The following is a 15,608-nucleotide window of genomic DNA, read 5'->3' as shown; positions in this document are numbered from 1 at the left end:
CGGAGTCGGATCATGACGGGAGCCGTTGAGATGCCCGACTTAGCTACGCCCAACCTTCCCTCTAGGCAGTTCGAGATTACAGCCCGTTTCTACGAGCAATTTGGATTTGAGCCGACTTGGAAAGACGCTACTTGGATGATCCTTAAACGGGGTAATCTCATTCTGGAATTCTTCCCGTTCCCCGATCTTGATCCGGCACAGAGCTCGTTTAGCTGCTGTTTTAGGGTGGACGACGTTGGCGCGTTCTTCGAAATTCTATTATCCGCAGGTGTGCCCGAATCCACGAAGGTCTGGCCGCGCGTTCATCGGCCTAATAGGGAGCCGTGGGGTGGCCTCGTTGGCGCGCTAATCGACCCGGACGGCCCGCTAATCCGGCTAGTTCAGGCTCCAAATTGAATGTCCATTATCCTTCCATGGCAACCTTTGCGAGCGCGAAGCCGCGTTTCAAATTTGGTCACATCGCGAAGTTGAACCAGCGTCTGAAGTTGAGGAGCTCGGGAAGGGGCGTGAACGTCCAGATCTGGGTCTTTCGTCGTTGAATATACTCTATTCAAAGCTTTCTTTTGTTCATAAAGAGTTCACTGATGCGCGCCGAAGCGGCGGCAGTGTTCGAGATAGCCAACTTCATGTGCCCCGGCCATCGCGACGATGGCTTGCCATAGCCACGATGGTGCATCGAGTTTATCATCGCGGGCGGTCAGGGTATCGCGCCATGCCAATCTCGCGTCGTCGCTGAGTTGTCGGGCATGCGCCTGGCCCACGACAAACGACAGATAGGACGCGGCGGCGACCGCTTCCTTGCGCGTGAATTGTTCGACCTCGATCTTGAGGTCCTGCGGCGCCAGTTCGCGCAGGAAGACGGGTTTGCCCATGAGGTGCGCCGCGACCATTCGCTGGCCCAGGTTCGGCGACAGCGCGTTGGTCCCCGCAAGCACCCGCTCGGCCGCGTCGCGCGGCATCGTCGACTCGCCTGTTATCGGTACGACGGAGTCCACGGCCTCCTTGATATCGACCAGCGCAAGCCGTTCATCCTTTGCCTTGCCGTGCGAGATGCCGATCAGCACTGCGAAACGCAGGTGCCCGAGCGAGCTGCACCCTTTGCGCCAATAAGCGGCGTCGACCACCCGAAGTCTCCTGTCGCCGGCGACACCGGCCAGCTCCATGCATCGCGCGCGAACCGAGTCCTCGCCGAACAGCGCGACGATCGCATTCTTCTCAGCCCGCGAAAGCTTCCAGAAGCGCTTGTTGTGCGGAATGTTAGGCTCGACGTCCTCGAGACGATCCTTCGCCAGATGGCGCCATCGTCTGCCGATCGCCTCGCGCCTTACCGATCGGACGACGTCGGGTTCGCGCGGATCGTCCTCGACGGTCGGGGTCAGCGCCCGGCAATACCCGTCGACCATCGCTTCGATCATGCGTGCGGTCGTGACACCCGGCAGATCCGAACTCCGTGCCGCGGTTTCGAGTGACAGGCCGAGGCGGATGAGGTCGTAGGCGGGATTGGCGATGACGGTCTGGTCCAGATCACGTATCTGGATGTCGACGCGATGATCGGCATCGGCCACCGGCCCGAGATTGCCGAGATGACAGTCGCCGCAAATCCAGACTGCCGGACCTTCCGGAATGCTGGCGGCGACGGGCGACTCTTCAAGCCATTGATAGAACTGCGCCGTGTTTCCGCGGACATAGGCGTGGACCGATCGCGCCATCTTGAGTGCGCGGGTTCGTTCGAGCACGGCCGAGCGTTCGTCGGGAGCCACGGCCATGAGTTCGCTTTCGAGAGAGCAAGGAGGATCGGTGAGTACCTGGCTATCGGTCATTTCGTGACGACCAAGACCGGGTCAGGGTATCGCCGACCTGGCCACCCGACAGTTATCCGCCGCCGTAGTGGTCGTCGGCGATAGCAATTCATCGCCCGGTATCGCAACACCCATCTGTACCTTGCAGATTGGCGCTCTTCACCTCGGCGATTTCGGTGTTCGAAAGGCCCGGGGTTTCCGCGCGAAGAAACCGTAAAAGGTCGCTGATTTCCCTCGGGCCAAACTTGAGGTCGATATCGTCCATCTGGATGAAGACCGATTTCTGCCGATCCGCCGAAAAGGCGGCGACGATATCGACGCACTCTTCCAGCGTTCCCTGTCCGACCGCTTCCGACGTAGTGCCGTCGGACGGTTCCGCAGCATAGATCGTGGCCGGTTCGCTCAAAGGGTAGGTCGTCATCGTCGTCGCTTCCATCGTCCAGGTGGGTCGGGGCTTCGCCCGCCGGGTTGGTGGCGGCGGGCGCTCACCTCATTCGTCTTCGGCGTCGATATTGACGGTCGTCTCGGCGAGCTTCGTCATATATTCGTCACCACCGTAGATGTCCTTGGTGGCCGCGCTGAGCTTCTTGTGGTCGTCCTTGAGACCCAGCGCCTTGGCGTACGCCGTCGCCGTGCCGAACCCGGCGATCCCGTAATGCGTCATCCGCTGATATTGCGCGATGATCATCACATCGAGCAACGGACCCTTCTCGGGGCCTTCCTCGAGAACATGCTTGGTGGCTTCGGCGACGAGGCCTTCCATGCCCTTGCAATGCTCCTTCGAGACCTTCTCGTCGTTCGACGCGATCAGGTCCTTGAGCAGGTCGGTATGCGTCTCGATATCCGACTGCGACTTGGTCAGCATATCCTTCAGCGATGCGTCGCTCGCCTTTGACGTGATCTTCTTCAGGACCTTCTTCATCTGGTCGTTCGCAGACCACAGATCCTTCAACTCGTCGGTATAGATTTCCTGGAGATCTTCGGGCGCAGACATGGGATCATCCTTATGGGCTCACCGGCGGAATGCGCGGCGGCTGGTTTTGAATTGCGGGAAATGCAGACTTGGGCGCGGCGACCTCAGCCGGAGCCGGGCTCCTTCTGCTCGTCCTCGTAGTCGGCATCGGTACCGATCTTGCCGTTGGCCTCGGCCTCGGCGATACCCGACGTCTCGACGACCTCGATCGTGTGACCTTCGGCCGAGATCGCATGCGGTTCGCGGTCGGCATCCGGGTCGGCGGCGATCGTCGTGCGGTCACCGCCGTCCGAGCCCGCGACGCCGTTTCCGGCATTGCCGCCATCTTCGCCCGCCTGACCGCCACCGTGATAAGCGATGTCGGTCTGGCCGCCATGCGCCATGAAGCCGGTGTTCGTCTCGGTCTTGCCGGCATGCGGATTGGGATAAGACCCGCCGCCACTTTCGCCGCCTTCGCTGCGGCCGTTAACGTCATCGTTGCCGCGGGGCGAGTACGATATGCCGTCCGGCGCGCCTTTGCTCGCTGGATTGCCGGGAACGGGAGTATGAACCTTGTCACTCATCGGTACGTCCTTCTGAATGTAGCGGATCAAAACAAATCGACCTGGTCCGCTCGTCGGGAGCAGACTGGGTCAGGGAGGGGTTACGGCCGCAGCACGACCTTGATGACGCCATCCTGCTTATCGCGGAACTTTTGGTACATTTCGGGTGCATCCTCGAGGCTGGCCGGGTGCGTCACGACGAAGCTCGGGTCGATATCGCCTGCCTCGATCCGCGCGAGCAGCGGCTTGGTATAGGCCTGGACGTGCGTCTGGCCGGTCTTGATCGTCAGCCCCTTGTTCATCATCGCGCCGATCGGAATCTTGTCGCCCATCCCGACATAGACGCCGGGGATCGAGACGGTTCCGCCCATCCGGCAGCTCATGATCGCCTCGCGCAGCACGTGCACGCGGTCGGTGGCGAGGAAGGTCGCCGCCTTCACCTTGTCGATCACCGCGTCGATCGCGCCATGACCCGAAGCCTCGGCACCGACCGCATCGATGCAGCTGTCGGGACCGCGGCCCTTGGTGCGGAACTGGAGTTCGTCATAGACGCTGTCGACTTCGGCGAAGTTGATCGTCTCCGCGCCGCCGGCCTCGGCCATCGCCAGCCGCTCAGGCACCTCGTCGATCGCGATCACGCGGCCCGCGCCCAGCATCAACGCCGAGCGGATCGCGAACTGGCCGACCGGACCGCAGCCCCAGATCGCCACGGTATCGCCCGGCTCGATCTGTGCGTTCTCGGCGGCCATGTAGCCGGTCGGGAAGATGTCGGAGAGGAACAGCGCCTGCTCGTCGGTGACGCTGTCGGGCACCTTGATCGGACCGATATCGGCCATCGGCACGCGCAGATATTCGGCCTGGCCGCCGCAATAGCCGCCCAGCATGTGGCTGAACCCGAACAGGCCCGCGGGCGAATGGCCCATCGCCTTGATCGCCATCTCCGAGTTCGGATTGGTCCGCTCGCACGCCGAGAACAGCCCCTTGCGGCAGAAGAAGCAATCGCCGCAACTGATCGTGAACGGCACGACGACGCGGTCGCCGATCTTCAGATTGGTGACTTCGGAGCCGAGCGCGACGACGACGCCCATGTTCTCGTGGCCCAGGATGTCGCCCGCCTGCATCGTCGGCTGGTATCCGTCGAGCAGATGAAGGTCGGACCCGCAGATCGCGCAGGCCGTAACCTTGATGATCGCATCGCGCGGATGCTTGATCTCGGGATCTGCAACAGTATCGACCCGAACATCGCCTTTTCCATGCCAAACAAGTGCGCGCATCAGATAGTCTCCGTCATTGAATTACAGTATAGTACTCAAGTACGACAGAGCATATCGTCAGACATGAATCGGCGATGGCGCAAATGCTGCCCGATCATTCTCGACACTATGCACTGTCACCGCGAAGCTTCAGCCACCACATATATCCGTCGCTGCCATCAACGTGAGTGTATCATGGTGAGTATAGCGATCAGGCACCCGTCATCGTTCCTGATCGATAACCATTACTGCCAATTATATTTCGTATTGATTGGGATCAGTATTGCTACCCATAAATTGGATTATGTTGGATAAGTGAAAATTGAAACATCGTAATGACTTGGCGAGATCGATCGTTCGGCAATGCCCTTACAGTTGCGATATCGATGCTCTGGATAGTCCTCCCGGGCCGAAGATCGAACCGAAGTTCTTTGTAGCGGGGGCCAATCCGAAGCCTGGACCGTTAGGACGCTATCGCACTCCGCCGACGCCGTTACCGCCACGCCTTCACTGGCGTCACAGCGTTCCGACCGGCGGACACTCAATTTCAAATTCGGGATAGCCTCATGCAGATCAAAGCCATTCTCTTCGATATCGACGGTACGCTGGTCGACACCAACGACATGCACGTCCTCGCCTGGGAGGAGGCGTTCGCGACTGTTGACGCGTCGTTCGACCGGCAGGTGATCCACGACCAGATCGGCAAGGGGACCGACATGCTCGTGCCGACGCTGCTGCCCGATGCGGACGAAGATCAGCAGGAAAAGCTCGGCGACGCGCACGGCGCGATCTTCAAGGCGAAATACCTGAAGACCGCCAAGCCGTTCGCGCAGGCGCACGACCTGCTGGCACACGCGCATGGTCTCGGACAGCGGGTCATATTGGCCTCGTCGGCGTCGGAAGCAGAACTCGACCACTATATAGACCTGCTCGACGCACGCGACCTGATCGCCGCAACGACGAGCAGCGACGACGTCGAGAAGACCAAGCCCGCGCCCGACATCTTCGCGACCGCGCTCAAGAAGCTCCCGGGGATCGACCCTGCCGACGTTCTCGTCGTCGGCGACACGCCCTACGACATCGAAGCAGCCGCCAAATGCGGGGTCGCCGCGGTCGCGGTTCGATCGGGCAAATTCACGGACGAGCAACTGCAATCCGCAGGCGCGATCGCGATCTATGATGACGTGGCCGCCTTGCTCGCCGGTTACGCAAACTCGCCGCTGGGACGCTGATCGACATGGCGATCACCCTCAAACCCCTGCGCGATCAGGTCATCGTCGTCACCGGCGCAACCAGCGGTAACGGCCTTGCGATCGTCGAAGAGGCCGTGAAACGCGGTGCCGCCGTCGTCGCGACAGCGCGTAACGAAGCGGCACTGGAAGCCCTGCGCGATCGCCTGTCCGCCAACGGCGGACGCATCGCGATCTGCGTTGCGGACGTCAGCGACATGGCTGCGGTCGAGCAGGTCGCCGCCGTCGCGATCGAAGCGTTCGGCGGCTTCGACAGCTGGGTCAACAACGTTGGCACCGGCACCTACGGCACGCTCGAGCAGGTCCCGGTCGCCGATCATCGCCGCGTGTTCGACGTCAATTATTTCGGCGTACTGCATGGATCGCTAGTCGCGGCGCGCCATCTGCGCGGCCGCGGTGGCGCCATCATCAATATCGGCTCGATCCTGAGCGACCGCGCGATCGTCGAGCAGGGACCGTATTGCGCGACCAAGCATGCGGTGCAGGCGCTGACTGATACGCTGCGAATGGAGCTGGAGCAGGAGGGCGCCGGCATCTCGGTGACGCTGATTAAGCCTGGCGCGATCGACACGCCGTTCCCCGAGCATGCGCGCAACTTCATGGACCAGCCGCCCCGCCTCCCGCCACCGCTCTACGCACCCTCGGTCGTCGCCGACGCGGTGCTGTTCGCCTGCGAGACCCCGCGGCGCACGCTATATGCGGGGGGCGGGGGGCTGCTGTCCTCGCTCCTGTCGCGCGCCGCGCCACGGTTGAGCGACAAGATCATGGAACTGGTCGGCACTGTCGCGCAGCAGAAGCCGCAAGATCCCGGCGACCCGGCGCGTCGCGACAACCTGTATGAGCCGCGCGTTGATGCCTTGCGCGGAAGCCAGGACGTCCACGCGCGCAAATCGAGCACCGCGTTGCGGGCGCAGAAAGTCCACCCGGCCGTTCTGTTGCTAGGTGTCGTCGGAGCCGGGATAGCGGTTGCAATCAGTCGGCCGAAGAATATTACCCCGTGACACCGGACACCGGACACCGGACACCGGACACCGGACGCCGAACGGGCAGGGGCCGCTCACGACTTCGACGTCGTGATCGTCCTCAGTGGCGGCAACGCGCTCGGCGCTTTCATAGCCGGCGTCTACGAAGCCCTGCACGAGCACAGCCTCGAACCCGACTGGATCATCGGCGCATCGATCGGAGCGATCAACGGAGCGACGATCGCCGGTTCCGCTCCCCATCGCGGGATCGAAACCGCTACAAGTGGCTTCGAAGCGAGATGAACAAATGGCTGGTTTTGGAAAGCGGCTACCTCGGTTTGGACGTCTGGAATTGGGTCTCCGCTGTCGCAGTCTTTTGGGTTAACCCCCGGGGTGGGGGCTCGGCTACCTGATCATATGCTTTCAAGATACGATTAGCCCGTGGAGCTCCGCCTCGACAATGTTGGTCGTCTTACGGCGCAAGCTCGATCAACATGCGATATCTTGGCGGCGCGGAGAGCAGCGGCCATCGCGTGCTGGTGCTGGTCGACGGGCATCGCTGGGCCGATGCAGTCGGCCAACGCCGGTTTCGCGACTTCGTGGATCTGAACACGATCCCGCTCGGGACCTGCCGAAGAACCAGACGTACGCCCGTCCTGTTCGCGGCGATGCCGGGAACCCGCCAACGATACCTGATCGACCAACTATGGCGTAGTGACGTTCCTGGCTCCCCAACACGGTCGGTCAGAGCCAATCCACAGCCTTCGCAAGCGCATCGAACTCGGCCGGCCATGCGGCTGACCATCGTGCCTTGGTCGTAGCGTCCACCCAACTCGCGTCGATCCCGTTCAGCATCATGGCCTTCAGGTCGATGATCGTGAAGCCGAGGTGCGAATACATGAGTTCCCACGCGCCCCCGGGGGTGATGTCATGAAGCGTAGGATCGTCGCTGTTCGGGTGCAGCCGCATGCCGAGTTTGGCCATCCGGCGGATCGGATGATCCACCGCCCAGCGGTCGTGATCGAGCGTGCGGAGATAATAGGAGTTGGTCGGCACGACCGTGAAGACGAGCCCACGCGCGGTATAGTCACGCGCCAGTTCGGCATTGTCGACGATGGTGTAGCCGTGATCGACTCGGTCGACGTGCAGTTGTTCCACCGCCGTCCGCACGTTGGTCCACGGCATCCCGAACTCGCCGGCATGCGCCGTGGCGCGAAGGCCGTGCGCCTTGGCCAAGGCATAGGCCTCGGCAAACAGTTCGGGCGGGCGATCCGTTTCGCGGTAGTCGATGCCAATGCCGAAGACGGCGGGGTGGCGGTAAGCGATCATCTCCCGCACCATCGTCAGCGCGTCGGCAGGGTCTGCCTCGCGGTCGATGCTGGGGATCAGCAGCGCGGTGATGCCGAAGTCGCGCTCGGCATCCGCCATGCCGGCGACGATCGCATCCTGCAGGTCGGGATAGGCGAGGGGGGTGTCGCGGATCGTCGCGGTCGGGTTCCAGAAGAACTCGGCATGGCGCACGCCCTCGGCGGCGGCATCCTCGAGATATTCGTACGTGATCCGCTGGAAATCGGCCGGGTCGAGCAGCAGATGGCGTTCCAGCATGCGCAGGATATGGAGCACGCCGACCGGCCGTCCGTCACGGCGATAGAAGTCGTCGATCTCCGCGCGCGTGACGGGGGCGTCATGCTTTTCGGCGAGCGCGGCGAAGGTCGCGTGGCGTATCGAGCCGAGCAGGTGGCAGTGAAGTTCGACCTTCGGCACCGCCCGGAAGAAGGCGCGCTGCATGTCACCGACAGGGCGACCGATCGGCGACGTGGGTACGTTGCCGAGTCTGGGAAGAGGCATGACGGTCAGTATCCCGTGGCGGCGGTGTAGAAATAATAGCCGAGCGGCAGCGCGAGGATCAGCAGGCCGACGGGCACCTGGCGAATGCGGCCCGCCAGCAACTGGACGATGACGTGCGTCAGCAGGCCGCCCGCGATACCTGTGCCGAAGCTGTTGGAGATCAGCGTCAGGATCACCATCGTCATCGCCGGCAGCATGTCGAGCGTATCGTTGCCGCTGCCATCGATCGGCTTGGGGGCGTTCCGGATCGTGGCCAACATCGAGATGCCGATCAGGATCAGGGCGGGCGCGGTCGCCTCGCGCGGGATCGCCATCGCCAGCGGCAGGATCGCGAGCGTGCACAAGAACAGCATCGCGGCGAAGATCGGAGTCAGGCCGGTGCGCCCGCCTGCCTCCACGCCCGCCGCGGATTCGATCAGCGCCGTGCCCGCCGGGATGCCGATTAACGGCCCGAGCGTGGCGGCGAGCGAGTCGACAAGGAAGGGGCGCTCGATCCCCGGCAGGTTACCCTCGGGATCGGTCAGCCCGGCCTTCGCCCCGATCGCGAGCGTCGTGCCGAGCGTCGAAAAGAACTCGGCTGCGAAGAAGGCGAACATATAGGGCAGGGCGGCGAGCGTCAGCGCATCGAGAATGTTCACCTTGAACGCGACCGGAGCCAGCGCATGCGGGAGCGAGACCGCCCCTGACAGCGTGGTCAGCCCCAGCGGAATGCCTGCGATGGTGGCCGCGGCGATCCCGGCGAGGATCGCACCGGGTACGCGCCGCGCCTGCAACGCCACCGCGACGCCGAGCCCGATCAGCGCGACGATGGGCCCCGGTGCCGCGAAGTCTCCGAGTGCCAGCGCGTGCGCCTTGACGTTGACCGCGACCATGCCAGCATCCCGGCATCCGAGCAGCGCGATGAACAGCCCGATCGAGGCGCCGAGGCCCAGCTTGATCTGCGGCGGGATCATCCGCACCACCAGTTCGCGCGCACCCGTCAGCGTCAGCGCGACGAAAGCGAGCCCCGACACCATCGCGATGCCGAGCCCTATCGGCCACGGAATCTGGTCGGTCTGCGCCAGCGTCACGCCGAGGATCGCCGAGCCGCCGATGCCGGGGCCGACGATGAAGGGGAGGTTGGCATAGGCCCCCATCGCGACACTGCCGATCGCCACGACCAGGATCGCGGCGGTCGTGGCTGCGCCCCGATCCATCCCGCCGCTCGACAACAGCGAGGGGATGACGACGATCAGATAGGCGGCGGCGAGGAAGCTCGTCAGTCCCGCCACCGCCTCGCGCCCGACCGTCGTCCCGCGCGCAGCCAGTGCAAAGCGGCGTTCCAACAGCGAGGCGATCATTTCGACGCCTGCGCGACGAAGGTCTTGATGAAGCGATCCGCGTCGACCGACAGGACGATGTGAACCGGCTGCTCACCCTGTTTTGGCGCCATCTCTTCGCTCCACACCTGCGCGCGGCCGTAAGTGGCTCCCTGCACGAGATCGACGTCCATCCGCGCGACGATCTCCTTGGTGACCAGGCTGCGGTCGACAGCGACGGCGGTGACTAGTTCGTCCCACATCGGCTGGTTAGGCCTGGCGTATTCGCGGACATAGGCGCCGACCGGCGACTTGGCGTCGATCCGGTCGACGACGTCCGGAGTCATCTTCGCCTGCGAGGTGACGTTCTCCAGCACCGTGATCCGCTGCCACGGTGCGGTCAGCACGATGTGCGCCGCTTCGGGATCGAACAGGAAATTGAAGTCGGTGGCGTAGTCGGCATTCCCGGTGATGCGGTCGAGCTGGGAGTCGATCCGGCCGCCCTCCAGCACGATTTCCTTGGCGAGCCGGGGCAGGTCGGGAGCGATGCGGATCGCCATCGCGATGTTGGTCAGCGGACCGGCGGCGATCACCACAACCTGCCCCGGATGCGCGCGGACTGCCGCGATCAGCGCGTGTACGGCGTCAGTGCGCGCAGCGAGCGTCTTTGGCGCACCCTCCGGCATTGGCGGAATCAGGTCGGGCGTATCGGGATGATAGGTGCGCCCCGGCCGCAGTGCGTTCCAGGCGCCCTTGAAGGGAATGTTGCCGAAGCGCGTTTCCCATGCCTTCATTTCCGCCTGGTCACGGATCAGTGGCATCGACGCACCGGTGTGGACCGGCACGTCTGTACGCTTCGCGATTTCGAGGAAACGCAGCGCGTGGGCCGTCGCTTCGGTCGCCCATTGATCGCCCGTGACGACGCCGAGGCCGATCACGTCCACATCGGGATTGCGCAGCAGCGGGATCAGCGCCTGGATATTGCTCTGGCCCGGCCCGAGAAAGTCGTTGTCGAAGAAGACGAGCGTCTTCGCCGTGACATCCTTGGGCGCCGTCTCCTTGGCCGGGGCAGCGGCAGGCGCCACCGCCGCGGCCAATCCCGACAGTGCCGCCAATATCCAGAATCGCATCGTCATCGTGCCAGCCTTTCCGTTCAGAAGCGTGCGCTGACGCCGGCGAAGACATAGCGGCCCAGCGCGTCGTACACGCCCGAATAGAACGCCCCGTTCGCGGTCTGCCCGGCGCCCGTGCTGGCGGTCAGCGGCGGATCCTTGTCGAACACGTTGTTCATGCCGACCCGGAACGTATAGCTTTTGGCGATCGCGACCGCCGCGGCCAGATCGAGATAGTCGACCGTCGGGATCTTCGCGTCGTATGCCTGGTACGCGGCGGCGAGATAGGTGGCCGTACTCGACTTGTCGTTGCGTGTCGCGCCGATGTGGCGCCACGTCGCCGAGATCGAGGCACCGTCGGGCATCGTGTAGGTGGCGAGCAGGCGGTGACGCCAGCGCGGGATCGGCTGGCCGCACGTCACCCCGAAATAGCCGTCGCAGCGGTACGGCGCCGAGCCCGGCAGGATCTGCGTCTCGTACTTGTTGGTGCGCGTGCCCGAGAAGTTGAACGAGATTCGGCCTGGATTTCCGCCGAACAGGTCGCCGAGATCTTGGTTCGCGGTCAGCGACAGGTCGACGCCGGTGGTCTTCAGATAGCCCGCATTGACGCTGGTGGTGACGATATAACCGCCCGTGACCAGCGATCCGGTCGCCGGATTGCGCAGGATCTGGTCGCAGAACACGCCGGTGTTGATGCACTGGCTGAGCGTGATCCCGGCCGGCACCGTGGTGATAAGCTTCTTCACATCGATGTTGAAGTAATCGACCGTAGCGGTGATCCCGCGCAGGAAACGTGGCGCGAGCTGTACGCCGAACGACTTGGTGTTCGAGGTTTCCGGATCGAGATTGGCATTGCCGCCGACCAGCGCGCCGGACTGCTGCCCTGCCGCCGGCGCGATCAGGCCATATTGGTTCGCGGTCACGCCTGTCTGCGCGCATTGTGCCCGGGTCGCGCGCGGGGCTGTGCCTTCGCACGGATCGGAGATGCTCGCGGTCACCTGGCGCTGCGGGCCGAACAGCTCGACCAGGTTCGGGGCGCGGACGGCACGCTGGAAGCTGCCACGGACGCGCACCGCACCGATCGGTGCCCAATCGCCGCCGGCCTTGAACGCGACCGTGTCGCCCGCAGTGCTGTAGCTCGAATAGCGGACGCCGCCTTCGACGTTCAGGCTCTTCGCGAACCATTTGTCCTCGATCAGCGGCACGCGGACTTCGCCGTATACTTCCTTGACGTCGAACGACCCGTTGATCGGATATTCGCCGCCCGAGTTCCCGGCGACGTCGCGGCTGCTGTAATAGGTGTCGGGGGTGAAGCTGATCTTCTCGTGGCGATATTCCGCGCCGATTGCGACGCCGATGCTGTGGCCCGCGAACGGGCTGGTGATGCCGAGATCGCCGGTGATCGATCCGCTGGCGATCGCCTCCTCGGTGTAGCCGGTGCGGCGGACGACGTTCTGGACGTAGCCCAGCGCCGCCGAGGTGACCCCGCCGCTCTGAAAGATGTCGATCGGCACGCAAGCCGGATCGGTGCCGTTCGCCGCGGATTCGCAGACGATCTGGCCGCTCGCATTGGTAACGGCGCGCAACGCCTTGCCGAACTTGGCGAGCGAATAGTCGCCGGTCAGGCGCGAGTCGTAATCCGTGCGACCATATTGGCCGTACACATCGTAATGCCAGTTGGACGCGATGTCGCCGCGGACGCCGCCAACGGCGCGATACGAGCTGTGATTGGTATAGTCGTGGCGCGATCCACCCTGGGCGTTGCGCTGCGACACGATCACCGTCGCGTTCTGCGCGTTGGTCAGGCCGACCGACGTGCAGATCAGGTTGCGCTCCTGCGTGGACAGATAGGGGTTGGAGCAGTTGACGCTGTACGGCACCGAGAAGGTCGCGGTCGGCGACAATTTGATGTCGGCCTCGTCGCGCATGTACATGAATTCGCCGTAGACTTCGGCGGCGTCCGAGAATTTGTAATGCGCGAACAGGTCGGCATTGTAGCGCTTGTCCGGCGATTGCAGGTCGTAGGTGTTGCCGTTGTTGAACCCGTCGCTCGATCGATACGTGCGCAGCGAATTGCCCGTCGTCGGATCGACCGTGTAGCTGCCGCGCACCGCGCCGGTGGTCGGGTTGGTCAGCTGGAACTGCGCCGGGTTGGTGGCGCTCGACAGCGTGCAGCTATAGCCGGCGGCGGCCGCGGTCAGGTTGCAGGTCGAGAAATCGCGCTCGTTGGTGCCGACGCCCTCGATGTTGCGATAGCCGACGAACGCGGTCACGTTGCCGCGCCCTTCCGCGAAGTTCTTGCCGAACGTCAGTGACAGGCTCTGCTGGCCGCCATCGGCATTGTCGCCGGTGTACGGCTTCTGGTTGGCGGCGGTCGCGACCGAGCGGATTGCGTTGTGGTTGCTGTGCGTGAACAGCCCGCCCTGCGCGTCGAGCTGTACGCCGTCGAAGTTGCGCTTCATCACGAAGTTGACGACGCCCGCCAGCGCGTCCGAGCCGTAGACCGCCGAGGCGCCGCCGGTCACGATGTCGATCCGGTCGATCAGCGCGGCGGGAACGTTGTTGATATCGGCAGCTTGAGCCGCCGAGCGGGCGGGGTCGCCCTGCATCAGGCGGCGGCCGTCGATCAATACCAGCGTGCGCTGATTGCCGAGGTTGCGAAGGTTGACCGTCGCCGTGCCGCTGGCGCCGACCGTGCCGCCGCGGTTGCCACCGCCCTGGTCGGCAAAGGCCTGAGGCAGCGAGTTGATCAGGTCTTCGACGCGGGTCGCGCCGCGCTGCTGGATCTCGGCGCCGCTGACCGAGTTGATCGGGCTGACGCTGGTCGCGTTCGGGCTGCGGATGCGCGATCCGGTAACGACGATTGCGTCGTCGCTTGGCGCGGTTGTAGTTGCGGGGGTCTCGACGTCGCTCTGCGCGGGAATGTCCTGCGCGGCTGCCGGCGAGATCCAGCAGAGCGCGACCGCGAGCGCCATCGGCGATGCGGGAGACAGGCCGCGGCTAATCACAGGCAGGCGTGGCGATACAATAGCGTTGACCATGGCAAGTCCCCTTTGCGCCGCGCGGGGGAACTCGGGCCCCGACGCGTGAATGTCATAGGGCCGGGGCGGGCTTTCCCACTCCACGGCGGAGGCGTTTCCTGCGCGAACCCGATGCCGTCGCTTGGCGCGACCGGTGTCATCCCCCCATTCACCACCGCGCTCTCAAGGGGCAATTGGCGAACGCTTCAAGATTATGACGGCCATCACCCAATCGGAATGATTTTGATCCTATCTGCTCATAACATTTGGTTATAACCACACTTTTCGAGGTGGAGTGAGTATGGCCAGATCCGATACCACCGCGGCAAACCTGCGGATGATCTCGCTGCGCCAGATACGCTGCCTCGTGACGGTCGCGCGTACCGGCAATTTCAGCCGCGCGGCGGAGGAGCTGTCGGTATCGCAGCCCGCGCTCAGCGCGACGATCCGCCAGCTCGAGCAGCGCCTCGACATAACATTGTTCCACAGGACGACTCACAAGGTCGCGCTGACAGAGCAGGGGCGCCTCTTGATGCCACATGCCGAGCGACTGCTGACCACCGCGTACAACGCGTTCGTCGACATGCATGCGGTCATCGTGCGCGAACGAACGACCGTGCGGCTCGGCGTGATGCCGTCGGCGGTGGCGATGGTGGCGCAGGCGGTAGCGACGATCTGCGAAACCCGGCCGGACACCATCGTTCACATCGCCGACGGGCGCAGCGACGAGCTGCTGGAAGGCCTGCGTACCGGCGTCTACGACATGATCGTCGGCGTGGCGTCGGGTAATCTCGACGGCTTGGAGACCCATCTCGTCGTGGAGGACGAACTGTTGCTGGTAGTCGCCAAGGGCCATCCTCTGGCGGGCGAGACCGAGCAACCCTGGAGTGCGCTCGGCGGAAGCGAGATCATTCATTTCGCCGGGGGCAGCATCGGCGAGTTGGCAACCGCGGTGCTCCACGACAGCGGGCTTGCGCCATCGCCCAGATACCGCGTCGATCAGGTCGAGTCCCTCTACGGCTTGGTGCGCAGCGGCCTGGCAGTTGGGATCATGCCACGGCTCTACACGCAAGGCAGTCGCAGTAACGAGGTTAGTCTAGTCCCATTATTCCGCCCTGCGATCAAGCGTAAGGTAATGCTGATGTATCGCAGTCAGCTTCACGACGAGCATCGTTCTGGTGTCGCAGTCGCTCGCGACATTTTGGGAGCTTTGCGAACGAGAGATGACCATACGGACCTTCGATCCTAAATATGAATAAGCGTCAGGAGCGTCGGGGAGGAAGCTCAACGGCCATCTCTGGGTTAGCGCGATGTGAGCAAGTCGTCCGAAACGGGTGTCGTCGAAAGCACGAACTTTAGAATATTAAGTCCACAAGTCGGTTGTCGTTAAACCGCGACATGACATTTTGGGTAAAAAATGACAGAAAACGCTTGGTGCTTTTAAGGTACACTCCAGATGAACCTAGCGACTGAAGGACAAAAGTAACGCGTCTCATTTGATGCCGCAAAAAGCTGAACATGGGGTAATCGCCGGAGCGAAGCCTTAGCGTT

Annotated in this window: 14 protein-coding genes; 5 read left to right on the top strand and 9 right to left on the bottom strand. The window is 63.4% G+C overall.

The annotated features are described in order from the left end of the window. Window positions 1-30 precede the first annotated feature (30 nt). Window positions 31-396: a bleomycin resistance protein gene (locus AC3D24_RS08610; RefSeq protein ID WP_489033109.1), complete on the top strand. Its 366-nt coding sequence runs from the start codon at window positions 31-33 to the stop codon at window positions 394-396. A gap of 182 nt (window positions 397-578) precedes the next feature. On the opposite strand, the gene AC3D24_RS08605 is transcribed toward AC3D24_RS08610, so the two are convergent. From AC3D24_RS08605 to AC3D24_RS08585, 5 genes are all read right to left on the bottom strand, one after another. Beyond that, complete coding sequence (locus AC3D24_RS08605) at window positions 579-1,766, bottom strand: DUF2252 family protein (RefSeq protein ID WP_489029819.1); 1,188 nt, start codon at window positions 1,764-1,766, stop codon at window positions 579-581. A 142-nt stretch (window positions 1,767-1,908) separates the two neighbouring features. Further along, complete coding sequence (locus AC3D24_RS08600) at window positions 1,909-2,235, bottom strand: hypothetical protein (protein WP_489029817.1); 327 nt, start codon at window positions 2,233-2,235, stop codon at window positions 1,909-1,911. A gap of 54 nt (window positions 2,236-2,289) precedes the next feature. Continuing rightward, window positions 2,290-2,793: a ferritin-like domain-containing protein gene (locus AC3D24_RS08595; RefSeq protein WP_489029815.1), complete on the bottom strand. Its 504-nt coding sequence runs from the start codon at window positions 2,791-2,793 to the stop codon at window positions 2,290-2,292. A gap of 83 nt (window positions 2,794-2,876) precedes the next feature. Then, window positions 2,877-3,335, bottom strand: coding sequence for a hypothetical protein (locus AC3D24_RS08590; protein ID WP_489029813.1), 459 nt, complete (start codon window positions 3,333-3,335; stop codon window positions 2,877-2,879). Between the two features lie 80 nt (window positions 3,336-3,415). Further along, complete coding sequence (locus AC3D24_RS08585) at window positions 3,416-4,588, bottom strand: zinc-dependent alcohol dehydrogenase (protein WP_489029811.1); 1,173 nt, start codon at window positions 4,586-4,588, stop codon at window positions 3,416-3,418. A gap of 545 nt (window positions 4,589-5,133) precedes the next feature. On the opposite strand from AC3D24_RS08585, the gene AC3D24_RS08580 reads away from it, so the two are divergent. From AC3D24_RS08580 to AC3D24_RS08570, 3 genes are all read left to right on the top strand, one after another. Next, a complete protein-coding gene (locus tag AC3D24_RS08580) occupies window positions 5,134-5,799 on the top strand; it encodes an HAD family hydrolase (RefSeq protein WP_489029809.1) in 666 nt (221 codons plus the stop codon). 5 nt (window positions 5,800-5,804) lie between these two features. Further along, window positions 5,805-6,818, top strand: a complete 1,014-nt coding sequence (locus tag AC3D24_RS08575) for an SDR family oxidoreductase (protein WP_489029808.1) — start codon at window positions 5,805-5,807, stop codon at window positions 6,816-6,818. A gap of 72 nt (window positions 6,819-6,890) precedes the next feature. Continuing rightward, window positions 6,891-7,082, top strand: a complete 192-nt coding sequence (locus AC3D24_RS08570; RefSeq protein WP_489029806.1) for a patatin-like phospholipase family protein — start codon at window positions 6,891-6,893, stop codon at window positions 7,080-7,082. A gap of 441 nt (window positions 7,083-7,523) precedes the next feature. On the opposite strand, the gene AC3D24_RS08565 is transcribed toward AC3D24_RS08570, so the two are convergent. Genes AC3D24_RS08565 through AC3D24_RS08550 form a run of 4 tightly spaced genes read right to left on the bottom strand, consistent with a single transcriptional unit; the run spans window position 7,524 to window position 14,078 of the window. Then, window positions 7,524-8,627 (bottom strand): adenosine deaminase family protein, encoded by a 1,104-nt coding sequence (locus AC3D24_RS08565; RefSeq protein ID WP_489029805.1) that lies wholly within the window; start codon window positions 8,625-8,627, stop codon window positions 7,524-7,526. 5 nt (window positions 8,628-8,632) lie between these two features. Next, window positions 8,633-9,967 (bottom strand): NCS2 family permease, encoded by a 1,335-nt coding sequence (locus AC3D24_RS08560; protein ID WP_489029804.1) that lies wholly within the window; start codon window positions 9,965-9,967, stop codon window positions 8,633-8,635. Further along, a complete protein-coding gene (locus tag AC3D24_RS08555; protein ID WP_489029803.1) occupies window positions 9,964-11,061 on the bottom strand; it encodes a nucleoside hydrolase in 1,098 nt (365 codons plus the stop codon). Before AC3D24_RS08555 ends, AC3D24_RS08560 begins: the two co-directional genes overlap by 4 nt. 17 nt (window positions 11,062-11,078) lie before the next feature. Next, the gene (locus AC3D24_RS08550; protein ID WP_489029802.1) at window positions 11,079-14,078 is read right to left on the bottom strand and encodes a TonB-dependent receptor domain-containing protein; all 3,000 of its coding nucleotides are present in this window, start codon (window positions 14,076-14,078) and stop codon (window positions 11,079-11,081) included. A 280-nt stretch (window positions 14,079-14,358) separates the two neighbouring features. Between AC3D24_RS08550 and AC3D24_RS08545 the strand changes: the two genes are divergently transcribed. Next, window positions 14,359-15,306, top strand: a complete 948-nt coding sequence (locus tag AC3D24_RS08545) for a LysR family transcriptional regulator (protein ID WP_489029801.1) — start codon at window positions 14,359-14,361, stop codon at window positions 15,304-15,306. Window positions 15,307-15,608: the final 302 nt, after the last annotated feature.

It is taken from the genome of Sphingomonas sp. SL1004 (assembly GCF_057815015.1).
This window is presented reverse-complemented; position numbering and strand designations above follow the sequence as displayed.